Here is a 25,754-nt window from a genome sequence, read left to right as displayed (position 1 = left end):
GGCGTCGTGGTCCGGGTCATGTCGGGAACCGGAGCCGGAGCCGGAGCCGGAGCCGGAGTCCGTCACCGGCCTCGGCCCTGGGCGAACGGCCGCTCGGTGAACTGCGGCAACAGGGGAGTGGCCGTGCGGTGCCGCACGCATCCGGTCCACACTCCGGCGCCGTAGGCCACGTCGTCGGCGATGCGCAGGGCCAGCCGTCCCGGCGAGCCGGTTTGCGCGGCGAACGGCAGGTACGCCGCCGCGAGCAGTCGACGACCGCGCCGGGTCGGCAGCAGCAGCGGCCACCACACGCGCCGGGACGCGGCGGCCAGCAGCCTGCCCGCACCCAGCTGGCCGCGGGCGGCGAGCCGGACCACTTCCGAGTTCGGTACGTCGCGGGTGGACGTCGACAGTCTCCGTGCCAGCAGCGCGGTCGCGCCCGCGGCCACGGCCGTAGCGGACAGCGGACGTCCCACGGCCACCAGCGCCCAGGCCGCCGTCGTGACCGCGGACACCCGCGCCGGGGCGAGCCGTTCGGGATGCCGCTGCGACAGTGGGGCCGCCGACGTGCCGTAGTCGAACCGTTGCCGCAGCCACGAGCGCACCGTCGGACGCGGTTCGTGCCGCACCACCGAGGCGGGCTCGTACCGCACCGCGCCGATGTCGAGGAGCCGCCACACGAGGTCGACGTCCTCGCCGTAGCGCAGCTGTTCGTCGAAGCCGCCCGCGGCGGTCAGGGCTCCGCGGCGGACCACGAGCGCCGCCGTCGGCACGTAGCTGACCTTGCTCATCGGGCGGACCGGGGCGGGCCGCGCGCCGAGGTCCAAACTGGACTGTTCGAGTTCGTATCGTGCGAGCAGGCTGTCACCGGGCGAGCTGCGCACGCGGGGCGCGACCGCCACCACCGACGGGTCGCCGAAGTGGGGAAGCAGCGCGTCGAGCCACCCCGGGTCGGGCACGGTGTCGGCGTCGAGGAAAGCCACGAACTCGGTGGCCGCCCTGCCGCTGCCCGAGTTGCGGGCCGCCGCCGGGCCGCGCGGGGTCTCGTGACGCACGTCGGCGTCCGGTACGGGTTCGGCCGAGCCGTCGTCGACGACGACGTGCCCGCCGCACTCGGCCGTCGCCTCGCGCAGCCGCCGGACGCGCGTCGCGTCGTCCTTCACCGGGACGACCACGGTGACATCGGACGGTGACGGCCCCGCCGGCGGCCTCGGGTGCAGAATGCCGGCGTCGACGAGCTTGCGCGCCAGTCGCAGCTGGCCGGGCGATTCGGTGAGCGGTTCACCGGCGGTCCACCCGTCCAGCATCCGCGTACCCGCCGAACCGAGCCGGACCAGGCGCAGCGGTGAGCCGCCGATCACGACGGCGCCGGTGCGGCGGGCGGCGACGTCCAGGGTGAACCGCGTGCCCGGCTTCACGGCCGGAACCCGCCGTCGGCGTGCACGACGGTTCCCGTGATCGCCGAGGACTCCGGCGAACACAGGAACGCCACGACTGCGGCGACCTCGTCAGGGTCGAGGAGCCGCTGGTGGAGCTGGTGGTTCGCGAACTCGTCCATACTCTCGAGATCGTAGAGGCGAGCCGTCGCGTCGAGGAGGTCGGTGCGGGTCGAACCGGGCGAGACGGCCGTTGCGCACACGCCCGTGCCGCGCAGGTCCGCGGCCAGGCCTTTGATCAGCCCGACGACGGCGTGCTTGGCCGCGTTGTAACCGGCCAGGTGCCACAGGCCGTGGTGCGCCGCCGACGACGCGAGCGCGACGAACCGTCCGTTCGGTGACCGCAGCAGTGCGGGCACGGCCGCCCTCGCCAGGTTCGCCACGCCGGTCACGCCCGTGTCGAACAGCGCCGACCATTCGGTGTCGGTCGTCTCCCACAGCGGCGTGCCGCCCGCCATCACGGCGGCGCACCCCACCGCGGCGTCGAGGCCGCCGAACTCGGCCTCCGCCGTGGCGACTGCCGAGCGCAGTGCGTCGGCGTCGCGCACGTCCGCGACCACGTCGGTGACGGCACCCGGGAATTCGCCGGCCACAGTGGACAGCTGTTCCCGGGTGCCGAGCGGGTAGGTGACCTCGGGCAGTGCATCGGGGTCGTCATCGGGCGCCGTGGCCACGTCGACCGCGACGACCCGCCAGCCCGCCGAGGCGAGCCGGTGGACCACCGCGGCGCCGATCCCGCGCGCCGCCCCTGTCACCAGCGCAACCGCCACGCCGGGTCACATACCCCGGGTGAAGCCGTCCGGCACGACCACGTCGCTGGGCTCCAGGTCGTGCACCGACTTCTTGCCGAGTCCGTACAGCGTGCTGTCGATGCCCTGGCGGAGGATCTCCAGCACGTTGTGCACGCCGCGTTCGCCGCCCGCGGCCAGGCCCCACAGGTAGGCACGGCCGATCAGCACGGCGTTCGCACCCAGAGCGAGGGCCTTGACGACGTCGCTACCGCGCCGAATGCCGCCGTCCAGCAGCACCTCGATCTGTCCGCCGACGGCGCCGGCGACGCCGGGAAGGGTACGGATCGCGGCGGGTGTCGAGTCGAGGTTGTTGCCGCCGTGGTTGGACACCGAGATCGCGCTCGCCCCGATGTCGACGGCGCGTTTCGCATCCTCGGGCCGGTAGACGCCCTTGATGACGAACGGGCCGTCCCACTGGCTGCGCAGCCAGGCCAGATCGTCCCAGGACGGGGGAGGAGTGCCCATCCACTCGCCGTAGGCTCCGAAGAACGGCGGACCCTTCTGGCCCTGCGGCACGATGTTCGGGGTGGTCAGATCCGGCAGCGAGCCCGAGCGCAGGTACGTGGCGAGCCAGCCCGGCCGCGTGAGCACCTGCGGAGCGAACTTCACGGCCGTCTTCAGGTCGACCTTCTCGGGAATGGGCGGCGAGCCCCAGTCGCGGGCGGTCGCGAACACCCAGTCCAACGTGACGATCAGCGCCTTCGCGCCCGCCCGCTTGGCACGCTCCATACGCGCGAGCATGTCGTCGCGGCTGCCCTGCCAGTACACCTGGAAGTGCGTGTTGTCGTTGACCGCGGCGACCTCTTCGATCGGCTTGGAGGCGAACGAGCTCAGCCCGATCGCCGTACCCGACTGGGCCGCGCCCTTGGCGACCGCCACCTCACCGTCCGGGTGCACCGCCTGCACGCCCGTGGGCGAGACGATCACCGGGAGCGAGATGTCGGTCCCGAGTACCCTCGTCGCCTGCTCCCGCTCGGGCGGAAGGTCGGCGATCCGCGGTCGCAGGCCGAGTTCGGCGAACGACGCCGTGTTGTCGGCCAGGGTTCCGCCTGCCTCCGACCCTGCGTGCAGGGCCAGGAACACCGGTTTCGGCAGCCGCTTGCGGGCGCGCTCGCGCGCCTCGGCGACCGTTTCGAACCAGTCCTTCGTGCTCGCCATCAGCGCACCTCCTTCGGGGCCGGCATGCCGGCGAGTGGACTGGTGTCACAGGCACGGTCCGGCAGGCGTTCCGGTTCGGGCGGGCCCCAGCCGATCGCGACCGGCACACCCGCCTGCTTCTTCTTGCCGGGGCGGGAGTGATCCTTGTCCGGCGTCGGTTTCGGCGCGCCCGCTCCCACGAGTTCGAGGGCACGCTCGCCGTTGCCCTTGACGCACTCGGGGTCGGGGCCGTCCAGGGGCAGTCCGGTGAAGAACTTCGCCGCCATGCAGCCGCCCTGGCACGTGTCGAACGCCGAACACGAACTGCACGCCCCGCCGGTCTGCGGTTCGCGCAGGCGTGCGAACAGGTCGGACTCGCGCCACACGGACGTGAATCCACCCTCGTCACGCACGTTGCCCGCGAGGAACTCGTCGTGGATGGCGAACGGGCAGGCGTAGACGTCGCCGATCGGATCGATCAGGCACACCACGCGCCCGGCACCGCACAGGTTGAGCCCGGGCAGCGGCGTCGAGCCCAGCGCGTTGAGGTGGAAGAACGAGTCACCGGTGAGCACGTCCTCGCCGTGGGCGACGAGCCAGTCGTACAGTTCGAGCTGCTGCTCGGGCAGCGGGTGCAGCTCGTCCCACGTGTCCGCGCCGCGCCCGGACGGCCGCAGCCGGGTGATCCGCAGCTGGGCGTCGAACTCGTCGGCGATGCGCTTGAACTCGTCGAGCTGGCCGATGTTGTGGCGGGTCATGACCACGCTGATCTTGAACCCGGTGAAACCGGCGTCGCGCAGGTTGCGCATCGCGGTCATGGTCGTGTCGAACGAGCCGTCACCGCGGACCGGGTCGTTGACCTCGGGAGTGGCGCCGTCGAGTGACAGCTGCACGTCCACGTAGTCGGATTCGGCCAGCCACCGCGCGCGTTCCGGCGTGATCCGCACCCCGTTGGTGGAGAACTTCACGCCGACCTGGTGGTCGACGGCGTACTCGACGATCTCCCAGAAATCCGAACGGATCGTCGGCTCGCCGCCGCCGATGTTGATGTAGAACACCTGCAGCCGCTGCAGGTCGTCGATGACGGCCTTGCATTCCTCTGTGGACAGTTCCCGAGGATCGCGGCGGCCGGAGGAGGACAGGCAGTGCACGCACGAGAGATTGCAGGCGTAGGTCAGTTCCCACGTCAGGCAGATCGGTGCGTCGAGCCCGTGCTGGAAATGCTCGACGAGTTTCATCTAGTCACCTCTGACTTCGATCGTTCCCGCGGAGGCGAGCCCCGCGAGGGCGTCGAGGTACTGGTCGTGTTGGCCGTCGGGTACCTCGGCCGACCGCAGTGCCGCGTGTGCGTCCGGCGTCTTTTCCAGCGCGTGCACGACGTCGACGAGCAGCCGGGTCTTCAGGAAGGAGAGCTTCCGCGTGGTGAAGTCGTAGACGAGCGCCCCGAACGGTTCCGGCCGCAGAGCGACACTCGGGGAGAGTCGATACGGCCGGTCCGGGGCGAATGCCTCAGTAGACACCGCACATTCCGTCGATGGAGACCTCCTCGACGAGCAGGTCTTCCTCGATGTCCGCCTCGGCGGTGGTGACCGTGTGGTTCTCGGACATGGCACGCTACCTTTCACGTCGTTGTGTGTGACAGCACACCCGACATTAATGACACCGGGTGTCAAATGGAAGGGGGTCAGGTGAGTACCGCGGCAAATTCGCCCGGACGGCCAGGTCGGCGCCCTTCGACCAGTCAGGTCGAACTCGAGAAGGTCGCGTTCCGGCTGTTCGACCGGAACGGCTTCGACGCCACCACCGTCGACGACATCGCGAAGGCCGCGGGCATCGGCAGGCGCACGTTCTTCCGGTACTTCGACTCGAAGAACGACGTCGTGTGGGGCGCGTTCACCGACCAGCTCGAATACATGCGCGAACGGTTCGCGGCCCGTCCGCCGGCCGAACCCGTCATGGAATCACTGCGCGCGGTGGTCGTCGACTTCAACCGGGTGGAGGCCGGCGAGACGGACCGGCACCGCAGGCGGCTCCAGCTGATCCTGCGCGTGCCCGCACTCCAGGCGCACTCCACGCTGCGGTACGCCGACTGGCGCGCGGTGGTCGCCGAATTCGCCGCTCACCGGACCGGAGTGCACCCGGGCGACCTGCGACCGCAGGCGATCGCCCACGCCGCACTCGGCACTGCGCTCGCCGCCTACGAGCACTGGCTCGGCGACCCCGGCAGTGACCTGGCCACCGTGCTCGACACCGCGTTCGCCGAGCTGGCACGCGGTTTCGGAGAGGAGTCCCGATGCAGTTGACCGAGACGTTCGACTGGCGTGGCCGTGCCGTCCGCTGGGCCTCGCGCGGTAGCGGCCCGCCCGTCGTGTTCTGCCACGGCACGCCGTGGTCGTCTCGGTTGTGGGAACCCTTCGCCGATGCCCTGTCGGCCGAGTTCACCGTCTACCTGTGGGACATGCCGGGCTACGGGGCGTCGTCGAAACTCCCCGAACACGCCGTGTCGCTCGACGTCCAGGGCGAGCTGCTCGCCGAGCTGCTCGAGCACTGGAACCTCGACCGGCCCCACCTGGTCGCCCATGACTACGGCGGCGCCGTGTCCCTGCGGGCACACCTGTTGCACGGCTGCGCCTACGCCTCCCTGGCGCTCGTCGACGTCGTCGCGCTGGCCCCCTGGGGATCGGAGTTCTTCCGGCAGGTGCGCGAGACCCCGGACGCGTTCACGACACTCACCCCGGACATCCACGAAAGCCTCGTACGCACCTACATCAGCGGGGCGAGCCACCGCGGACTGCGCGAAGCCGATCTCGCCGCGCTCGTCGCACCGTGGCTCGGCGAGGTCGGGCAGCGGGCGTTCTACCGGCAGATGGCCGAAGCCGACCAGGCCTACACCGACGCGGTGCAGCCCCGGTACGGCGAACTCGACCTGCCCGTGCTCGTCGTCTGGGGCCGCGAGGACACGTGGATCCCGGTCGACCGTGCCCACCGGCTCGCCGCGACCATCCCGGGCGCAGAACTGGAGCTCATCGACGACGCGGGCCACCTGATCCAACTCGACCAGCCCGCGCGGCTGGCCACTCGGCTGCACCGGTGGCTCACCGCGCAGGCGTCCAACAGGGGAACGTGACGCTCGCGGGCGCCGCCGGATCCGGCCGAGGCCGGATCCGCGACATATCGGTCGAACGGTCACGATTTCCTCCGTTCACCCAGTAGCAGCGGCAAGATCGTCTCGATGTCGGCAGCCGGTCCTGTTGTACGAACAGGCTGACCGCATGGCCGTACAACGCACTCCCCGGACCCGTCCCCGTAGCCCCCGACTCCGCGTGCTGCTGGCCGCGCTCACCGGTGCGGTCCTGCTGGCCCAGCCCGGCCTCGCCGCGGCGGGCAACCCCGCGCCGGAAGCCGCCCGGCCCGGCGGCCCTGCGCACGCCGAGCCGAAGCCTGGCGACCCGGGCACGACCACCTTCGACGTCTTCAGCGACATCCAGGGTCACATCGACGACTGGGACGCGGTGCTCACCGACGCCGAGCGGGCCGCACCCGGATCCGCCGCCACGGTGATCAACGGCGACATCGTCGACCGCGGCTACGCCGACGAGTACGCCGAGGTTCGAGAGGTCATGGACGCGCACGATCGCAACCAGCCGTTGCTGACCTCGTTCGGCAACCACGAGGCGTACGCGCCCGCCTGGTGCGACCAGCAGACGTTGTGCCAACCGAGCTGGCCCAACGGCTTCGTTCCCGAGGACCTCTACGGCACCTACTTCGACTTCGCCGGAACCGACAAGGTCTACGGCGAACGCGTCGTGAACGGTGTCCCGCTGATCGGCATCGGCCCGGACGAGCTGATGTGGTGGGAGGACCCGAACCTCGACGATCACGTCCACATCGGTTCGGAGCAGCTGGAGTGGTTCCGGGACCGGGTGGAAACCCACGGCCGCACCGGCAAGCCGTTCTTCGTCTTCACGCACTATCCGCTGTCGGACACCGTGACCCAGTCGGACGGTGACGCTGGCCGCTACCACCTGATGGAAGAAGAGATCCGCGAGATCCTCGGCGACTATCCGCAGGCCGTGCTCTTCTCCTCCCACACCCACGCCGACATCGGCCGGAACTGGTGGGCCTCGCGGGTCCGCGTCCCCGGTGGTCACCCGGACGGCTTCACGGCTGTGGACACCGGTGCGGTGCTGAACCGGCAGTACATCCAGGTCACGACAGGCCCTGCCGGTGCCGTCGTCCGCGCGCGCGATGCGCGGGGCGGCAGCGTGATCAATCAGTTGACCGTGCCGAAGGCCGACCGGGGAGTCGGGCGCACGACACTCACGCTGGACACGCCGGTCGAGGCCGCGGCCCCGGGACGGTCAGTGGACGTCACGGCGACGGTGGCCCGGCTCGGCAACGGCGCCATCGGCGGCGCGACCATCGAACTCGACCTGCCGGACGGTTGGGCGACCGACGCGGACACGACGCGCTCCGTCGGTCCCGTCAAGCCGGGACAGCGGGAGCGGCTGACCTGGACGCTGCGGGCGCCGAACGCCTTCGCGGACGAGGCGATCGGTGTCGTCGCACGTGACCGGGCCGGCCGGGAGATCGCCAGGGCCTCCCGGAACGTGGCGGTCGCCGCGGCCCCGAGTGGCGAGACACGCCTCTCCGATCTGCCGCTGCTCGCCGAGACCAACACCCACGGCCCCGTCGAACGTGACCGCACCAACGGCGGCCCGGCACCGGCCGACCGCGGAGCGATCACGATCGACGGCACGACCTACGAGCACGGAATCGGCATGCTCGCCCCTGCCTCGGCGACGTTCTACTCGGGCGGCCGGTGTTCGCGGCTGACCGCGCTGGCCGGGCTGGACGACAACATCCCGCAGGGATCGCAGCGGAGGCCGTACCCGGACGGCGACGCCGGGGACGTCGTGTTCGTCGTCCAGGCCGACGGCACGGAGATCTACCGCAGCGGCGTGGTCCGGCAGGGAGACCCGGCGGTGGCGGTCGATGCGGCGATCGACGGTGCCGACACCGTGCGGCTGATCGCCGAGGACGCCGACGGCACCTCGACCGGGGACTACGCCGACTGGGGTGACGCGACTCTGACCTGCGCAGGCTGAGTCGCGACCGGCCGAGCTACGCCGGCCCGAGCCGGAACGCGCGGCCCACCACGAGGGATCGGTGATCCGGCCCGGTTGTCCCTGCTGTGACAGCAGCGACGGAAACCGGGCCGGACCGCCCGGTACCGGCGGTTCACCGCGTAGGTCGTCACTCGGGGGGTGTGAGCTCGACGATCTCCGCCGACACCTGACCACCGGGCGTGCGATAGGTGATCGTGTCGCCCTTCGCATGACCGGCGATGGCGCGGCCGAGCGGGCTGTCGGCGGTCAGGCTGGACAGCTCGTCGTCCGCCTCAGCCGTGAACCCGACCACGAACAGATCCTCGGTGTCCCCGTCCTCGAACTTCAGCGTCACCCGCGTGCCCGACGGCAACAGCCCCTCGTTCTGCTCGGCGGTCGGGCCGCCGTGCAGCAGATCCGTGATCTCGGCGATCCGCCGGTCGAGCTTCGACACCGACTCGGCGCGCTCCAGCAGGTCCGCCTGATCGGCACTGTCGCCCAGCGGATCCTCGCCCAGCCGTGGAGCCAGGGACTCGCGCTGCTGCCGTAGCGCATCCAGTTCCTGCTGGAGGCGCTCACGGGTCTTGGCGCTCAAGCCTCCGGTCGACGTCATCCGGTCCTCCCTCACGTGATCCGACGACGTTCGCGCCGCGATCTACGACATTGTCGACGTTGTGTGCTCACCTCGCCACGTGTTACCCGGCACGGGCCGTGTTCACCGAGGTCACGTGAGGGAGAACCGAATGAACGGCCGGGCCTGTCAGCCGCTGTAACCGGCCTTGCGGAGGGCGTCGGCCACAGCGCCACCCGCCGCGGCCTGCTTGCCGCCGCCCTGCCGATTCTGCCGGCCGCCCTGGTTACCGCCCTGCTTGCCGCCCTGGCGTCCGCCGCGGTCACCGCGGTCACCGCCGCCGCGCGGTTTGCCACCCCGGGGCTTGCCACCGTCCTGCTCACCGGGCGTGATCTCGTCGTCGAGGCGGAGGGTCAGTGAGATGCGCTTGCGGTCGGCGTCCACGGCGAGCACCTTCACGGTCACCACGTCGCCCGGCTTGACGACCTCGCGCGGATCGCTGACGAAGTTGTGCGACATGGCCGACACGTGCACCAGGCCGTCCTGGTGCACGCCGACGTCGACGAACGCGCCGAACGCGGCCACGTTCGTGACGACACCCTCCAGGCGCATCCCCGGGTCGAGGTCCGACAGCTTCTCCACACCGTCGGCGAACGTCGCGGTCGTGAACTCCGGACGCGGGTCCCGGCCGGGCTTCTCGAGCTCGGACAGGATGTCGGTGACGGTCGGCAGGCCGAACGTGTCGTCGACGAACCGTTCGGCCTTGACCCCGCCGAGCGCCCGCGTGTTGCCGATGAGCTCGCGGATGCCCGTGCCGGTCTCGTCGAGGATGCGCCGCACCACCGGATAGGCCTCGGGGTGCACGGCCGAGGCGTCGAGCGGGTCGTCGCCGCCGGGAATGCGCAGGAAGCCCGCGCACTGCTCGAACGCCTTCGGCCCGAGCCGCGCCACGTCCTTGAGCCCGTCCCGCGTGCGGAACGGTCCGGTCGCGTCGCGGTGCGAGACGATGTTCTCCGCCAGCGACGTGCCGATGCCCGACACCCGGGCGAGCAGCGGCACCGACGCGGTGTTGAGGTCCACGCCGACCGCGTTCACACAGTCCTCGACGACCGCGTCCAGCGACCGGGACAGCTTCGACTCCGACAGGTCGTGCTGGTACTGGCCGACGCCGATGGACTTCGGGTCGATCTTCACGAGCTCGGCGAGCGGATCCTGCAGGCGCCGCGCGATCGAGACGGCGCCGCGCAACGACACGTCCAGGTCCGGCAGCTCCCGCGCGGCGTAGGCCGAGGCCGAGTACACCGAGGCACCCGACTCGGACACCATGATCTTGGTGAGTCCGAGCTCCGGCTTCGCCTTCACCAGGTCGGCCGCGAGCTTGTCGGTCTCCCGGGAGGCCGTGCCGTTGCCGATCGCGATGAGGTCGGCGCCGTGCTCGCGAGCCAGTTTCTCCAGCGTCGCCATTGCCTCGTCCCAGCGAGCCTGCGGCTTGTGCGGGTAGATCGTGTCGGTCGCGACGACCTTGCCGGTGGAGTCGACGACGGCGACCTTCACGCCCGTGCGGTAGCCGGGGTCGAGGCCGATCGTGGCGCGCGTACCCGCCGGGGCGGCGAGCAGCAGGTCACGCAGGTTCGTGGCGAACACCCGCACGGCCTCGTCCTCGGCGTTCTGCCGCAACCGCATACGCAGGTCGATGCCCAGGTGCAGCAGGATCTTGGTGCGCCATGCCCAGCGCACCGTGTCCGACAGCCACTTGTCGGCCGGCTTGCCCCGGTCGTCGATGCCGAAACGTTCGGCGATCCGCACCTCGTAGTCGGTCGGGCCGGTCCGGGGCGCCTCGTCCGGGTTCGCGGGCTGCTCCGGCTCGGTCGACAGGTCGAGGATCTCCTCCTTCTCCCCGCGCAACAGCGCCAGCACCCGGTGGGAGGGCAGCTTCGTCAGCGGCTCGGCGAAGTCGAAGTAGTCGGCGAACTTGGCGCCCTCGGTCTCCTTGCCTTCCCGGACCTTCGAGGTCATCCAGCCCCGGTTCCACATGCGCTCGCGCAGTTCGCCGATCAGGTCGGCGTCCTCGGCGAACCGTTCCACGAGGATGGCCTTCGCCCCGTCCAGCGCGGCCTGGGCGTCCGCGACGCCCTTCTCCGCGTCGACGAAGGCCTCGGCGGCCGCCTGCGGCTCGGTCGTCGGATCACCCAGCAACTCGTCGGCGAGCGGTTCGAGACCCGCTTCCCGCGCGATCTGGGCCTTGGTGCGGCGCTTCGGCTTGTACGGCAGGTAGATGTCTTCGAGGCGGGCCTTCGTCTCGGCCGCCATGATGCTCGCTCTGAGCTCGTCGTCGAGCTTGCCCTGGGAGTCGATCGACTCGAGGACGGCCGTCCGGCGCTCTTCGAGTTCCCGTAGGTAGCGCAGGCGTTCCTCGAGGGTGCGCAACTGCGTGTCGTCGAGGGTGCCGGTCACCTCCTTGCGGTACCGGGCGATGAACGGCACGGTCGCACCACCGTCGAGCAGCTCGACCGTCGCCTGGACCTGACCGGGGCGGACGCCGAGCTCGTCGGCGATCTTCTGGGGAATGGACACCGTCTGAACCACGCAGGGCATTGTGCCCTGCCGGTCCGGCCGGATTCGGGGGAGGATCTCCCCATGGCCGAACATGACGTGAAACCTCGCAGCCGCGAGGTGACCGATGGGATGGAACGTGCGGCCGCTCGCGGGATGCTCCGAGCGGTCGGCATGGACGACGAGGACTTCGCGAAGCCGCAGATCGGGATCGCGTCGTCGTGGAACGAGATCACCCCGTGCAACCTGTCCCTGGACCGGCTGGCCGAGGCGAGCAAACAGGGTGTGCACGGCGGCGGAGGGTTCCCGATGGAGTTCGGCACCATCTCGGTGTCGGACGGTATCTCGATGGGCCACGAGGGGATGCACTTCTCGCTCGTGTCGCGAGAGGTCATCGCCGACTCGGTGGAGACGGTGATGGAGGCCGAACGCCTCGACGGGGCCGTGCTGCTCGCCGGGTGTGACAAGAGCCTGCCCGGGATGCTCATGGCCGCTGCGCGCCTCGACGTGGCGTCGGTGTTCCTCTACGCGGGCTCGATCCTGCCCGGCAGTGTCGACGGCCGCGAGGTGACGATCATCGACGCGTTCGAGGCAGTGGGTGCCTGTGCGCGCGGGCTGATCACTCGGGAGGAGGTCGACAAGGTCGAACGTGCCATCTGCCCCGGTGAGGGTGCGTGCGGCGGCATGTACACGGCGAACACGATGGCGTGTGCCGCCGAGGCACTGGGCATGTCGCTGCCGGGCTCGGCCAGTCCGCCCTCGGTGGACCGCCGCCGCGACCGGTTCGCCAGGGCCGGCGGTGAGGCCGTCGTCGGGCTGCTGGCGAAGGGCATCACCGCTCGCGACATCCTCACCCGCGAGGCGTTCGAGAACGCGATCGCGGTGGTCATGGCACTCGGCGGGTCGACGAACGCGGTGCTGCACCTGCTGGCCATCGCGAGCGAGGCCGAGGTGGAACTGACCCTCGACGACTTCTCCCGGATCGGTGACCGGGTGCCGCACCTGGCCGACGTGAAACCGTTCGGGCGGCACGTGATGACCGCTGTCGACCGGGTCGGCGGCGTGCCCGTCGTGATGAAGGCGCTGCTCGACGCGGGTCTGCTGCACGGCGACTGTCTCACGGTCACCGGCAAGACAGTGGCCGAGAACCTCGCCGAGCTGGCGCCGCCCGAACTGGACGGCGACGTGATCCGCAAGCTCAACGAACCCATCCACCCGACGGGCGGGCTGACGATCCTGCACGGCAGCCTCGCTCCCGAGGGCGCGGTCGTGAAGAGTGCGGGCTTCGACTCGGCCCGGTTCGAGGGCACGGCGAGGGTGTTCGACGGCGAACAGGCCGCCATGGACGCACTCGGCTCGTTGCAGCCCGGCGATGTCGTGGTGATCCGCGGCGAGGGCCCGCGCGGCGGGCCCGGGATGCGCGAGATGCTCGCGGTGACCGGTGCGATCAAGGGCGCGGGGCTCGGCAAGGACGTGCTGCTGCTCACCGACGGCCGGTTCTCGGGCGGCACCACCGGCCTGTGCATCGGGCACGTGGCACCGGAGGCCGCGCACGGCGGGCCCATCGCGTTCGTCCGGGACGGTGACCCGATCACCCTCGACATGGAGCGGCGCGTACTCGATGTCGGCGTGAGCGACGAGGAACTGGCGAGTAGGGCGGAGGGCTGGGAGATGCCCCCGGTGCCGCGCAGGACCGGCGTGCTCGCCAAGTACGCGAAAACGGTGGGCACGGCGGCGAAGGGAGCCGTCTGCTCCTGAGGCCTCCCGAGCCCGAGCCGGAGCCGGAGCCCGAGCCCGCGGGCTCTGCCATCGCGGCCGCGGTGGCTCCGTCGAGGCTCGGAGCCGGTGCGGTGGCCGCCTCCGCACCGGCACTGGGCCGCAGGCCCGCCCGTGTGCGGCGAACGTGCCGGGCACCGTGGGTGCATGACGGGCCAGGCCTGTCATGCACCCACGGGCGAGGACGTCACCTGTCTTCCAGGTCGCCCTCGATCCGGAGGTAGACCTCCTGCATGGCCGACATCAGTTCCGGGTCCGGCTCGGCCCACAGGCCTCGATCGGCCGCCTCGTTCAGCCGCTCGATGATGCCGCGCAGCGCCCACGGATTGGCCTGTGCCAGGAAGTCCTGGTTCTCCTTGTCGAGCACGTACGACTCGGTGAGCTTCTCGTACATCCAGTCGTCGACCACGCCGGCTGTGGCGTCGTAGCCGAACAGGTAGTCCACCGTCGCGGCCTGCTCGAACGCGCCCTTGTAGCCGTGCCGCCGCATCGCCGCCAACCAGCGGGGGTTGACGACGCGGGCACGGAACACCCGGGTCGTCTCCTCGGACAGCGACCGGGTGCGGACCGCGTCCGGACTGGTGCTGTCCCCGATGTACGAGCGTGGCGCACTGCCGGTCAGTGCGCGTACCGCGGCGATCATCCCGCCGTGGTACTGGAAGTAGTCGTCCGAGTCGGCGATGTCGTGTTCGCGGGTGTCGGTGTTCTTGGCAGCCACCGCGATCCGCCGGTACGAACTCTCCATGTCCTGGCGCGCTTCGGCGCCGTCCAGACCGCGGCCGTAGGCGTAGCCGCCCCACACGGCGTAGACCTCCGCCAGGTCGGAGTCGTCACGCCAGTTGCCCGAATCGATCAGCGGCAGCAGACCGGCACCGTACGAACCCGGCTTCGAGCCGAAGATCCGGGTCGTGGCACGGCGTTCATCGCCGTGGTCGGCCACGTCCGCGCGCACGTGGGCGCGGACGAAGTTCTGCGTCTCCGGCTCGTCCAGCGTCGCCACGAGGCGGACCGCGTCGTCGAGCAGGTTCACCACGTGCGGGAACGCGTCGCGGAAGAACCCGCTGATGCGCACCGTGACGTCGATCCGCGGCCTGCCCAGCTCGTCGAGCGGGATCGGCTCGATACCCGTGACCCGGCGCGAGGCCTCGTCCCATACCGGCCGGACACCCAGCAGCGCGAGCACCTCGGCGGCGTCGTCGCCGGAGGTGCGCATCGCCGACGTACCCCACACCGACAGCCCCACCGAGCGGGGGAACTCGTCGTCGTTGTCGGCCCGGTAGCGCTTCAGCAGGGAATCGGCGAGCGATTGGCCCGTCTCCCACGCCAGTCTGCTCGGGATCGCCTTCGGGTCGACGGTGTAGAAGTTGCGACCGGTCGGCAGCACGTTGATCAGCCCGCGCAGCGGTGAGCCGCTCGGACCCGCCGGGATGTACCCGCCGTCGAGCGCGTGCAGGATCGCGTCGAGTTCGCCGCTCGTGCCCGCGAGTCGCGGCACGACCTCATCGGCCGCGAACCGCAACACCGAGGCCACGTCCGCCCGCACGTCCGTGTCCACGGCGGCGCAGACCTCGTCGACGGCGCCGGGCGACCAGTCGCGCTGCTCCATCGCGTCGACCAGTTCGTGAGCGGTGGCCTCGATGCGGTCCACATCGGACTTCGGTGCGTCCTCGCTGAGCCCGAGTGCGGTACGCAGTCCCGGCACCGCGGCCTGGGTGCCGCCCCACATCTGATTCGCCCGCAGCATCGCCAGCACGAGGTTGACGCGCGCCTCGCCCGCCGGAGCCTCACCGAGGATGTGCAGCCCGTCGCGGATCTGCGCGTCCTTGACCTCGCACAACCAGCCGTCGACGTGCAGCAGCATGTCGTCGAACTCCGCGTCGTGCGGCCGCTCCTCGAGACCGAGGTCGTGGTCGAGCTTGGCCGCCTGCATCAGCGTCCAGATCTGCTGCCGGATCGCGGGCAGTTTGGCCGGGTCCATCGCCGAGATGTTGGCGTGCTCGTCGAGAAGCTGTTCCAGCTTGGCGATGTCGCCGTAGCTCTCGGCGCGCGCCATCGGCGGTACGAGGTGGTCGATGATCGTGGCGTGCGCCCTGCGCTTCGCCTGTGCGCCCTCACCGGGGTCGTTGATGAGGAAGGGGTAGATCATCGGCAGGTTGCCGAGGACGGCGTCCGGTGCGCACGCCGAGGACAACCCGGCGGTCTTACCGGGCAGCCACTCCAGCGAACCGTGTTTGCCCAGGTGCACCACCGCGTGGGCGCCGAATTCCTCCTCCAGCCAGCGGTAGGTGGCCAGATAGTGGTGGCTCGGCGGCAGATCCGGATTGTGGTAGATCGCGACCGGGTTCTCGCCGAAGCCGCGCGGTGGCTGGATCATCAGAATGACGTTGCCCGCCTGCAGCGACGCCAGCACGATGTCGCCGTCCTCGCCACCGTCGACGTAGAGCTCGCCCGGAGGCGGGCCCCAGTGCTCGATCATCCCCTCGCGCAGTTGCTGCGGCAGCTGGTCGAACCACTCCCGGTAGCGCGCGGCGGGCACTCGGATCGGGTTGCCCGCGAGTTGCTCCTCGGTGAGCCACTCCGGGTCCTGGCCGCCGGCCTCGATCAGCGCGTGGATCAGTGCGTCGCCGTCGGGCTGATCCGTACCGGTCGGATCGACGCCCGGGAACGCGTCCGGTCCCAGATCGTATCCCTGGGTGCGCATCCGGCGGAGCAGTTCGACGGCCGAGGCGGGTGTGTCCAGCCCGACCGCGTTGCCGACGCGCGAGTGCTTCGTCGGGTACGCCGACAGCATGAGCGCGATCTTGCGGTCGGCGGCGGGTGTGTGGCGAAGGCGGGCGTGTGCCAGCGCGATGCGAGCGACCCGCGACGCGCGTTCGGCGTCCGGCACGTAGTGGGGCAGACCGTCCTCGTCTAGTTCCTTGAACGAGAACGGCACGGTGATGAGCCTGCCGTCGAACTCCGGTACGGCCATCTGGTTGCCCGCGTCCATGGGGGACAGGCCCTCGTCGTTGTCGAGCCACGTGTCCCGATCGCTGGTCAGGCACATCGCCTGCAACGTCGGGACGTCGAGCGCGGCGAGTTCGGCCACGTCCCACGACTCGTCGTCGCCGCCGGCGCCCGCATCGGACGGCCGGGTGCCGCCTGCGGCCAGTACGGTCACCAGCAGCGCATCGGCGCGCTCGAGCTCGGCCATCATCTCCGGTTCGCGCGAACGCAGCGACGCGCAGTATATCGGCAGCGGCCGCCCGCCGGCGGCCTCGACCTGATCGGCCAGCGTGTGCACGAACGCGGTGTTGCCGGACAGGTGGTGCGCGCGGTAGTAGAGGATCGCGACGACGGGACCGTCGGCCGGGCCGCTCGAGGTCCGCGGCAGCACGCCCCACGAGGGCTGTTCGGCGGGAGGTTCGAACCCGTCGCCGGTCAGCAGCAGCGTGTCGGACAGAAAACGGTGCAGCTGCGCCAGGTTCTCCGGTCCGCCGTGGGCGAGATACGTGTGCGCCTGGGTCGCGGTGCCGACGGGGACCGTCGACAGGGCCATCAGCTCCGCGTCCGGCGCCTGTTCGCCGCCGAGCACCACCACGTGCGCACCGCTCTCGCGCACGATGCGGAGTCCCTCGGCCCACGTGCGCTCGGTGCCGAGGATGCGCACGACGACGATCGGCGCGCCGTCGAGCAGCCCTGGCAGCTCCTCGAGATCGAGGCGGGCGGGGTTGGCAAGGCGATAGTCGGCGCCGCTCGAGCGCGCACTCAACAGGTCGGTGTCCGACGTGGACAGCAGCAAGATCACAGGTGGTTCCTCCTCGGCCGCCAACTCTCCGGGGGCAGCCGTGGCGAGTCAAGGTGACGTATTGCTCCGCAGTGCGCTGACCTGGGGGAGACGGCACGAAGGGTCCCTTCGTGCCACCCTGATCGGCGCACGCGGCTTTCGTTGGCAGCGCGCCGTTTCCCGCGCGGGGCCCCGCGGAGCCGGGACCAGCAGCGGCGTGGCCACCATGACCGCGAGCACAGCCGCCCCCGCCGTGGTGCTCCCGCCCCCCGCTGGGACCTGTCTCCTCCGCGCCCGAGCCACACGGGGCTGGCGCGGGCGGGACGGCTGCCTAGAGTGGGTCCATGGCCACGACCCCACCCGCCGCAGGCGGACCCGGCGGCGATCGCTGCGGTACCCGGCGCCCCGATGCCGAGCGCCCCGATGCCGAGCGCCCCGGTGCCGTCCGGCTGCGTGCGGACGCGTGCCCCGGGGTGCTCGCGACACACGACGCCGCCGACGGTCCGCTCGCACGGGTCCGGCTGCCCGGCGGCGGGCTGTCACCGGCGCAGGCACAGGCGGTCGCGGCCTGCGCCACGGAGCTCGGTGACGGCGCGGTGCACCTCACCTCCCGCGGGAATCTGCAGCTGCGCGCGGTCAGTGACGTCGACGCCCTCGTCGGCAGGTTCGCCGAGGCGGAGCTGCTGCCGTCGCCCGGCCACGAGCGCATCCGCAACATCCTGGGCTCGCCGCTGTCCGGCCTCGCTCGTCGGCGGGTGCCCGAGACCTCCGAGTCCGGTGGGGCCGGTGGCGCAGGGGACGCCGAACCGGGGAGGATCGCCGACGTCCGCCCGCTCGTGCGCGAACTCGACGCGGTGGTGTGCGCCACACCCGAACTGACGGGGCTGCCCGGCCGGTTCCTGTTCGCCCTCGACGACGGCGGTGGTGACGTCGCGGCCGATGCGGACCTGTGCTGGCGCGCGACGGCGGCCGACACCGGTGCCGTGCTCGTGGCGGGTACCGACACGGGGCTGCGCGTGCCGGCGTCCCGTGCTGCGGCGGCGATGGTCGCGGGTGCGCAGGCCTTCGACGAGATCCGTGCCACGGCCTGGCGGATCCACGAGATCGACCCGTCACCCGTGGTGGCTGCGCTGCGCCCGTACGCGAGCGCCGACACCGAGCCCGTGCCGCAGCGGTTCGCCCCTCCTGCGCCGGTCGGCCCCGTCCCGGGGGTCCACGCCGTCGTCGCCGCACCGCGGTTCGGCCAGCTGTCCGCGGACACGCTGCGTCAGCTGGCCGGCCGCGCCGGTGACGGCCGCGCGCTCACCGTCACGCCGTGGCGCACCGTCGTGGTGCACGACACGTCACCCGGCGACCTCGCGGTGTTCCCGGACCTCGTCGTCGACCCGGCCGATCCGCTACTCGGGGTGAGTGCGTGTATCGGGGCGCCGCGGTGCGCGAAATCGCACGCCGACGTGCGCGCCGACGCGCTGGCACTCGCCCCCGACGGGATCAGCGCCCACTTCGCAGGGTGTTCGCGGCGGTGCGGGAGACCGGGCGGATCTCACATCGACGTGGTCGCCGCGGAGGGCGGCTATCACGTCGGGGGTACGTTCGTCGGGCTCGACCGGGTCGCCGAGGCCCTGTCCGCGTCGAGCCGGTGACGATCTCGCCGGGGCGCGTGACCATCCGACCGCACGACACGGAAGGACAGCAGTGATCGACTACATCCGCGACGGAGCGGAGATCTACCGCCACTCGTTCGCGACGATCCGGGAGGAGGCCGATCTCGCCGTGTTGCCGGACGACGTCGCAGGCGTGGCGGTGCGCATGATCCACACGTGTGGCATGCCGGATCTCGTCGATGACCTGGCCTACAGCCTGGACTTCGTGGAGGCAGGGCGTCGGGCGCTCGAAGCGGGCGCGCCGATCCTGTGCGACGCCAACATGATCGCCAGCGGGATCACCCGCAAGCGGTTGCCCGCCGACAACGAGGTCATCTGCACCCTGTCCGACGACCGGGTCCCGCGGCTGGCCGAACAGCTCAACAACACACGCTCGGCGGCCGCGCTCGAACTGTGGCGGGACCGCCTGCCCGGCTCGGTCGTCGCGATCGGCAACGCGCCCACCGCCCTGTTCCGCCTGCTCGAACTGATCAACGAGGGAGTCGGCAAGCCCGCGGCGATCATCGGTGTTCCGGTCGGGTTCGTGGGCGCCGTCGAGTCGAAGGACCTGCTGATCACGCGTGGTCCGGCGCCCTATCTGGCCGTGCGCGGGCGGCGTGGCGGCAGCGCGATGGCCGTGGCCGCGGTCAACGCGCTGGCCACGAAGGAGGAGATCCTGTGAGCTCCGGAACCGGCGTGCTGTACGGCGTGGGGCTCGGGCCCGGTGACCCGGAACTGGTGACGGTCAAGGCCGCGCGGCTGATCTCCGAGGCCGACGTCATCGCCTACCACTGCGCCCGGCACGGCAGGAGCATCGCGCGGTCGGTCGCCGAGCCGTACCTGCGTGACGGCCAGCTCGAAGAGCGGCTCATGTACCCCGTCACCACGGAGACCACCAACCACCCCGGCGGCTACGAGGGTGCGATCGCCGAGTTCTACGAGCTCGCCGCGAAGCGCCTGGCCGAGCACCTCGACGAGGGCCGCAACGTCGTCCTGCTGTGCGAGGGCGACCCGTTCTTTTACGGCTCCTACATGTACATGCACGAGCGCCTCGCCGACCGCTACGAGGCCCACGTCGTTCCCGGCGTGACGTCGGTCAGCGGCGCGTCCGCCGAACTCGGCCGTCCGCTGGTGCAGCGTGACGAGGTGCTCACCCTGCTGCCCGGCACGCTGCCGGCCCCGGAACTCGCCCGCAGGCTGGCCGACACCGAGGCCGCCGCGGTGCTCAAGCTCGGGCGGACGTTCGGTGCCGTGCACGAGGCGCTGAGCGAGGCCGACCGGCTCGAGGAGGCGTACTACGTCGAGCGTGCGAGCTGGCAGGTGCAGCGGGTCGAACCGCTCACCGACGTCGACCCCGAGACGGTGCCGTACTTCTCGCTGGCCGTGGTGCCGAGCCCCGCGTACGCCTCCCGCAAGGCGGGCGCGGACGAGGCACCGGCACCGGAGGGCGACCGTGCCCGTGGGGACGTCGTGGTCGTCGGTCTCGGCCCGGCAGGCCCGGAGTGGCTGACCCCCGAGGCCGACGAGGCGCTGCGGGAGGCCGAACATCTCGTGGGCTACGGCCCGTACGTGGCGAAGGTGCCGCAGCGGGCAGGGCAGCAGCGGCACGCGTCGGGCAACCGCGTGGAGGCCGACCGGGCCCGCGAGGCGTTGCAGCTGGCCGCGGGTGGTGCGCGGGTCGCCGTCGTGTCATCGGGTGATCCCGGCGTGTTCGCCATGGCCTCGGCTGTGCTCGAGCAGGCGGAGACGTCCGAGTTCGCCGAGGTCGCGGTGCGGGTCGTGCCCGGGGTGACCGCGGCGCACGCGGCCGCTTCCCGGGTGGGCGCCCCGCTGGGCCACGACTTCGCGACGGTGTCGCTCTCGGACCGGCTCAAGCCGTGGGACGTCATCGAACGCCGCCTCGACGCCGCCGGGCAGGCGGACCTCGTCGTCGCGCTGTACAACCCGGCCTCACGCAGCCGCACGACACAGCTGGCGGCCGCGCGCGACGTGCTGTTGCGGCATCGGGCGGCCGACACGCCGGTCGTGATCGCCCGTGACGTCGGCGGCGCCGAGGAGTCGGTGCGCGTGGAGACGCTGGGCGGATTCGACCCCGCCGAGGTCGACATGCGGTGCGTCCTCATCGTCGGTTCGTCCCGCACGCGGGTGCGGACCCAGCCCGACGGCACCCCTCTCGTCTGGACTCCGCGTAGTTACGACTGACCCCCGGCAGGGACCGATGTCCGACACTCCAGACCCCGTGGACGGCCTGCGTGCACTCATGGGCAGGCCGTCTCGCCGGTTCTTCACGGCCGAGCCGGTGCCGCGCGAGGACGTCGAGCGCATGGTGGACCTCGCGCGGCGAACCGGTTCGGCGCGCAACCGGCAGCCGTGGCGGTTCGTCGCGGTCACCGCTGCCGACGTGCGCAGGCAGCTCGCCGGATGCGGTGCGTACGCGGGTCACCTCGCGGGCGCACCGTTGGTCATCGTGCTCCTGACCTGCGATAACGGGTTCCGCGACACGCCCTTCGACCTGGGCCGGGTCGCTCAGTCGCTCACCCTGGCGGCGTCCGTACTGGGCTACGACACGTGCCTGGCCACGTTCTACCCCGATGACAACGTCCACGCCGCGGACCGCCTGCTGGGGATCGACGGCCCGTGGCACGCCGAGCACGCGATGTCCGTGGGCCGCGCTGCGAGACCTGTGGACGGCGCGGCGGGCAACGCCGCGTCGGGAGGCTCGGCGGTGCCGACGGGGAGACATCCCGTCTCCGAGCTGTTGACCTGGCACGAGTGAGCCGCCGGGGCGCTGCGCAACCGTGATCCGCCCGGCAGCGGCGTGCCGGTCTCAGCAACGGCGCAGGTCTCAGCGGCGGCGCAGATCTCAGCAACGACGCGCCGGTCGGTGGTGGCGGGCCGCGACCGTGACGGTCACTGCGTCGCGGCCCGCCACCGCTCAGCGGCTCTTGGAGTTGCCGTCGGGCTGCTGCGGGCCCGGCCCGGGGGACTGCCAGCCCCACATTGTCCGTTCACCCGTCTCGACCGCCGGTTCCGTTCCCTGGCGGTACGGCCTGACCTCGTACAGCGATCCCCACGCCTGGCTGGGCTTGCCCTTGACGTAGCTCGGCACCTCGGGGTCGTCGGCGACCTCTTCGAGGTTGCCGATCGGCCCGCCGCCCTGGCTGCTGGCGATGTTCGACTCGTGGGCCAACGGCTCGGCGACGATCCGGTACTCGGGCATCTCGTAGATGCCGTTGCGGATCTGCATCGGCCTCAGGCAGGGGTAGACGAACGAGGCGGGCCAGTCGATGTACACCGGTTCGTCGCCGACGCGTTCGGTCAGCGTGGTGAACGTGGGCACGCGCGGGGCGGTCACGGCGACCCAGCCGTCCTCGGTGAGGTCGTCGTCGCCCGCGGCGACCCGCACGGCGGTGGCACCGTCCGGCGCCTTGTCGAGGCTCAGCCGCAGGTCCTTCCACTCGTCCTGACCGTCGCCGGTATCCAGCAGCTTCTCGGTGCCGACGACCTCGAAGCCTTGCGGCGTGGGCTTGCCGAATTCCAGCTCGATCTGCGTCGCCTTGCCGCCCGGCGCGTAGGCCGACAGCGCGACCTGGTCACCGTCGGCGCGGTCGCCGAGCCCGAACCAGTCCGTTCGCAGCTGTCCGGTCGGGTTCGCCTGCTCGTTGTAACTGCTCCACATCGGCACCGTTTCCGGGGTGAACCCGTGCGGCGGCTCGGCCAGCGCGTCGCCGTCGCTGATCGGTTCGGTGTGGAAGCCCTCCTGCACGGGACCGTTCGCCCGCTGCGGTTCCGGCAGATCCCCCGGCCGGTTCTGGTCGGGCTGCTCCTGCGGCGGGGCGGTGCGCTGCTGTCCCTGTGGCAACCGCTGGAGCATGCTCGACACCGGGTCCCGCTCGACCATCACGTAGTCGCCGAGGCCGCAGCTCGAGCCCAGCACGTGCTCGACGTTCGCCTTGCCGAACGAGTAGGTGTCCCGCTGTGCGTGGATCGCCTTGGCCATGGACCCGACCTCGGCGGTCACGAACAGCCCGCTGACCACGACGAACGCCAGCGATCCACGGAACAGCATCCGGCGTTGCGACGGTTGCGGCGCCTCCGGCCGTCCCGAGCGGATGTTCTCGACGAACGCGTACAGCGCGAACAGGGCGGCCCCGGCCAGCAGCACCGTGGCGATCTTGATGCCGAACAGCTGGGGCGGCATGTTCCACCACGGCACACCGAGGCGCGAGATGAACCAGTAGGCGTTCGGGCCGGTCAGCGCCAGCGCGGAGACGCCGAGCAGTCCCACCACGAACAGGGCCTGGTTGCGCCGCGATCGCAGCACCGACGCGCTGACCGCCAGTGCCGTCAGCGCGGCCATCGCCGCGCCCACGGCGGCGAAGGCGCCGAAGTGGTGCGTGAACTTGGTCGGTGTCAGCGCCATGAGCAGGAAGAACACCGCCGTGGTGCCGATGAGGCGACGGCTCGGTCCGAGCGCGGCACCCTTGATCCGGCTGCGCCGGAGCAGCACCGCCAGGCACGCCGCGGTGCACAGCAGGAGCAGCAACACGGGGAAGCGGCGGGTCGCCGAGCCGTCCGCGGAATCGGCGAACAGCAGCTCGTAGCGGTTCAGCTCCTGGAACCACGACAGGTTCGGCCCGACCGCGGTCCGCAGTCGCGTGCCCTCCATGACCGTCGCGAACGTCTGGTCGGCGAACACGACGACCAGCACCAGCAGCCCGGTGCCCGCGATCGGCGCCAGCACCGGGCGCCACCCGTTGTCGCGGGCGCGCTGGCGCAGCAATTGGAACAGGGGTTTCGCCGCGACCAGGAAAGGCGCCACGGCGATGAGGCCCGTGGGCGTGGCGGCCAGGGTCAGCGCGGCGGCGAGCAGGCCGAGGCAGACGGGCAGCAGCCTGCGGGTGACCAGTGCGCGTTCGACGGCGCAGATCGCGAGCAGCGAGCCGAGCGCGGCGACGGGCTCGGGGCGGGTGCCGGTGTTGTAGGTCATCCACCAGACCAGGAACACCGTCGCCGCGGCCCACCCGGCGGCGCGACTGGACCGGACCGCCTTGCCGAGGCGCGGCATCACCTCGCGGCTGATGAGCAGCCAGCTGAGCACACCGAGCAGGAAGGACGGCAGTCTGATCCATGGCGCGACCGTGCTGACGTGCGCCATCAGCTCATAGACGTGGTAGAACCAGCCGAACGGCGCCTCCGCGACGCCGAACCAGCGGTGGTAGTTCGTGAGGTATCCGGCGTCCTCGGCCACGCGGGCCATCGACAGGATGTAGCCGTCGTCGGCGGTGACCGGGCCGATGAACACCCAGATTCCGAGCATGCCGATGACGACTGCGTCGCGCCCCGTCAGCCGCCACCAGCCGACCGGTGCCCAGCGGGGGGCGCGGCGGGCGAAGCCGCGGTCGAGCCGGTTCACCACGAACAGGCACGCCAGCAGTGCCACCACGGCCACGGCGCCCACGACGGTCTTCAACACCGTCGGTGTCGACTGGTAGCGGGTGTCGGGCGTGATCGACACGCCGAGCCCGTCGGTCGGGTCCTGCCCGGCCTCGAGCGACGAGTAGATGCCGACCACCCGCGGGCGCACGTCGCCGTCCTCGGAGTACACCGGCGTGTCGTTGACCGACATGCTCGTGTGCTCGGCGGTCGACGAGACCGAGATGGTGCAGTCGCCCGGTGGGAGCTGCTGGCGCGCGACCTGCTCGCCGCGGCTGAACGCGATGAGCGTGTTGTCGTTCACCCGCAGCTGCATGCCCGAGCCGTCCTCGAGGCGCTCCGGCGGGACGGTCGACAGCAGGTTCGTCTCACCCGCGGTCCGGTCGTCGAGCGACCTGGCCGCGGCGCACGGGACGTCGGCCGTCAGCTCCTGGGCCCAGTATCCGGCGAGCGGCGCGTTGACCTGTTCGGTGTTACCGCCCGCAGGCCAGGTGATCCGTGCGGTGTCCTGGACCACAGGCAGGAACGGGTAGGCCACGGCGCATATGGCGGCGACGAGCCCCAGGATCGTCGCGAGCCACTTCTTCTGCGTGTTCGCGCGAGGGCCCCGTGATCCGGCGGACGCGCCGGAATGTTCCGGCTGTGTGCCGGAATTGTCCGTCGAAGTCGAGTTCGCTGGCGGCATCGGACGTCACGCTAGCGGCAGCGCACCGCCGCTCCGCCCGCGGGGCTATCGCTTCGTGCGGTCGACAACCCAGCGCACGGCGGATTTCACATCGGCCGAATGGGGCATATCGGGCCGCGCTGGACGGCGTACGACGATCACCGGAATACTCGCGTCCCGTGCCGCGTGCAGCTTTGCCGCGGTCATGTCGCCGCCGCTGTCCTTCGTGACGAGCACGTCGATGCGGTGCCTGCGGAGCAGTTCGGCCTCGTCGGCCACGCGGTACGGGCCGCGCGACAGTGTCACCTCGAGCCGCGCGGGCAGCGGCCCGTCCGCCTCGTCCGGCGGGTCGACGCAGCGCGCGAGCAGCCACATGTCGAGACCGGCGAACTCGGCGAGTCCCTGCCTGCCGGTGGTGAGCAGCGCCCTGGTGCCCAGCCGGGGCAGCAGCCGTGCCGCGTCGGCGAGGGTGTCGGCCCAGTGCCAGTCGTCGCAGTCGCCGGGCTGCCAGCCGGGCCGTTCGAGCCGGAGCACGGGTACGCCGGCCGAGGCGGTCGCCGTGGCTGCCGACGCGGAGATCCGCCGCGCGAACGGGTGCGTCGCGTCGACGACGGCACCGATGTCGTGGTCGGCCAGCCACCGTGCGAGACCGTCGGGGCCGCCGAAACCACCCACTCGGATGTCCCCCTGAGGGAGGCGCGGCTTCGCCACCCGGCCGGCGAGGGACGATGTCACCGGGACCTCGCGGGCGACGAGTTCGGCGGCGAGCGCGCGAGCCTCGGAGGTGCCGCCGAGGATCAGCACCCGTGGAGCGATACTTCCCATGACCGGACAGTCTGACCGAGCCCTCCGCCCGGCCGGGCGAATGTGTGACGTAAGCGAGCGCGTGACGGA

Annotated in this window: 19 protein-coding genes; 8 read left to right on the top strand and 11 right to left on the bottom strand. The window is 71.3% G+C overall.

Annotation, left to right across the window (positions count from 1 at the left end; genetic code table 11):
* Nucleotides 1–62: 62 nt before the first annotated feature.
* The 6 genes from mftF to mftA are packed head-to-tail and all read right to left on the bottom strand — an operon-like array spanning nt 63 to nt 4,951.
* On the bottom strand, nt 63–1,397 hold the full coding sequence (gene mftF, locus FB384_RS02360) for a mycofactocin biosynthesis glycosyltransferase MftF (protein WP_183778733.1): 1,335 nt from the start codon (nt 1,395–1,397) through the stop codon (nt 63–65).
* The gene (locus tag FB384_RS02355) at nt 1,394–2,185 is read right to left on the bottom strand and encodes a mycofactocin-coupled SDR family oxidoreductase (RefSeq protein ID WP_183778731.1); all 792 of its coding nucleotides are present in this window, start codon (nt 2,183–2,185) and stop codon (nt 1,394–1,396) included. The genes mftF and FB384_RS02355 overlap by 4 nt, the downstream gene beginning before the upstream one ends.
* 6 nt (nt 2,186–2,191) lie before the next feature.
* Nucleotides 2,192–3,364, bottom strand: coding sequence for a pre-mycofactocin synthase MftD (mftD, locus tag FB384_RS02350; RefSeq protein ID WP_183778729.1), 1,173 nt, complete (start codon nt 3,362–3,364; stop codon nt 2,192–2,194).
* Nucleotides 3,364–4,581 carry a mycofactocin radical SAM maturase gene (mftC, locus tag FB384_RS02345; protein WP_183778727.1) on the bottom strand — a complete coding sequence of 406 codons (1,218 nt, stop codon included), beginning with the start codon at nt 4,579–4,581 and terminating at the stop codon, nt 3,364–3,366. The genes mftD and mftC overlap by 1 nt, the downstream gene beginning before the upstream one ends.
* Entirely contained in the window at nt 4,582–4,863 is a 282-nt protein-coding gene (gene mftB, locus FB384_RS26685) for a mycofactocin biosynthesis chaperone MftB (protein ID WP_183778725.1), read from the bottom strand. It lies immediately after the preceding gene.
* Nucleotides 4,853–4,951, bottom strand: coding sequence for a mycofactocin precursor MftA (gene mftA / locus FB384_RS26680; RefSeq protein WP_183655698.1), 99 nt, complete (start codon nt 4,949–4,951; stop codon nt 4,853–4,855). The genes mftB and mftA overlap by 11 nt, the downstream gene beginning before the upstream one ends.
* A gap of 80 nt (nt 4,952–5,031) precedes the next feature.
* On the opposite strand from mftA, the gene mftR reads away from it, so the two are divergent.
* From mftR to FB384_RS02320, 3 genes are all read left to right on the top strand, one after another.
* Entirely contained in the window at nt 5,032–5,646 is a 615-nt protein-coding gene (mftR, locus tag FB384_RS02330) for a mycofactocin system transcriptional regulator (RefSeq protein ID WP_258937336.1), read from the top strand.
* Nucleotides 5,637–6,470, top strand: a complete 834-nt coding sequence (locus FB384_RS02325; RefSeq protein ID WP_183778720.1) for an alpha/beta fold hydrolase — start codon at nt 5,637–5,639, stop codon at nt 6,468–6,470. Before mftR ends, FB384_RS02325 begins: the two co-directional genes overlap by 10 nt.
* Nucleotides 6,471–6,615: 145 nt before the next feature.
* Entirely contained in the window at nt 6,616–8,451 is a 1,836-nt protein-coding gene (locus tag FB384_RS02320) for an NPCBM/NEW2 domain-containing protein (RefSeq protein WP_183778718.1), read from the top strand.
* A 148-nt stretch (nt 8,452–8,599) separates the two neighbouring features.
* Here the strand turns inward: FB384_RS02320 and FB384_RS02315 are convergent, their stop codons facing one another.
* Entirely contained in the window at nt 8,600–9,064 is a 465-nt protein-coding gene (locus tag FB384_RS02315) for a GreA/GreB family elongation factor (RefSeq protein WP_183778716.1), read from the bottom strand.
* A gap of 147 nt (nt 9,065–9,211) precedes the next feature.
* Nucleotides 9,212–11,617 (bottom strand): Tex family protein, encoded by a 2,406-nt coding sequence (locus FB384_RS02310; RefSeq protein ID WP_183784828.1) that lies wholly within the window; start codon nt 11,615–11,617, stop codon nt 9,212–9,214.
* Nucleotides 11,618–11,659: 42 nt separating this feature from the next.
* On the opposite strand from FB384_RS02310, the gene ilvD reads away from it, so the two are divergent.
* Complete coding sequence (gene ilvD, locus FB384_RS02305; protein ID WP_183778714.1) at nt 11,660–13,333, top strand: dihydroxy-acid dehydratase; 1,674 nt, start codon at nt 11,660–11,662, stop codon at nt 13,331–13,333.
* A gap of 205 nt (nt 13,334–13,538) precedes the next feature.
* On the opposite strand, the gene cobN is transcribed toward ilvD, so the two are convergent.
* Nucleotides 13,539–17,138 (bottom strand): cobaltochelatase subunit CobN, encoded by a 3,600-nt coding sequence (gene cobN / locus FB384_RS02300; RefSeq protein WP_183778712.1) that lies wholly within the window; start codon nt 17,136–17,138, stop codon nt 13,539–13,541.
* A 323-nt stretch (nt 17,139–17,461) separates the two neighbouring features.
* On the opposite strand from cobN, the gene FB384_RS02295 reads away from it, so the two are divergent.
* From FB384_RS02295 to FB384_RS02280, 4 genes are read left to right on the top strand one after another with little or no spacing between them, the layout of a single operon-like run.
* Nucleotides 17,462–18,760 (top strand): precorrin-3B synthase, encoded by a 1,299-nt coding sequence (locus FB384_RS02295; protein WP_183778710.1) that lies wholly within the window; start codon nt 17,462–17,464, stop codon nt 18,758–18,760.
* Nucleotides 18,761–18,812: 52 nt separating this feature from the next.
* Nucleotides 18,813–19,442: a precorrin-8X methylmutase gene (locus tag FB384_RS02290; RefSeq protein ID WP_183778707.1), complete on the top strand. Its 630-nt coding sequence runs from the start codon at nt 18,813–18,815 to the stop codon at nt 19,440–19,442.
* Entirely contained in the window at nt 19,439–20,962 is a 1,524-nt protein-coding gene (locus FB384_RS02285; RefSeq protein WP_183778705.1) for a precorrin-2 C(20)-methyltransferase, read from the top strand. Before FB384_RS02290 ends, FB384_RS02285 begins: the two co-directional genes overlap by 4 nt.
* A 16-nt stretch (nt 20,963–20,978) precedes the next feature.
* Entirely contained in the window at nt 20,979–21,536 is a 558-nt protein-coding gene (locus FB384_RS02280; RefSeq protein ID WP_221212618.1) for a nitroreductase family protein, read from the top strand.
* A gap of 159 nt (nt 21,537–21,695) precedes the next feature.
* On the opposite strand, the gene FB384_RS02275 is transcribed toward FB384_RS02280, so the two are convergent.
* Nucleotides 21,696–24,881, bottom strand: a complete 3,186-nt coding sequence (locus FB384_RS02275) for an arabinosyltransferase domain-containing protein (RefSeq protein ID WP_183778703.1) — start codon at nt 24,879–24,881, stop codon at nt 21,696–21,698.
* Nucleotides 24,882–24,926: 45 nt separating this feature from the next.
* Nucleotides 24,927–25,685 carry a cobalt-precorrin-6A reductase gene (locus FB384_RS02270; RefSeq protein WP_183778701.1) on the bottom strand — a complete coding sequence of 253 codons (759 nt, stop codon included), beginning with the start codon at nt 25,683–25,685 and terminating at the stop codon, nt 24,927–24,929.
* Nucleotides 25,686–25,754: the final 69 nt, after the last annotated feature.

This window comes from Prauserella sediminis, assembly GCF_014195435.1.
Lineage (GTDB): Bacteria > Actinomycetota > Actinomycetes > Mycobacteriales > Pseudonocardiaceae > Prauserella > Prauserella salsuginis.
Note: the sequence above shows the minus strand (reverse complement) of the source record. Positions and strands in the feature narration are given on the sequence as shown.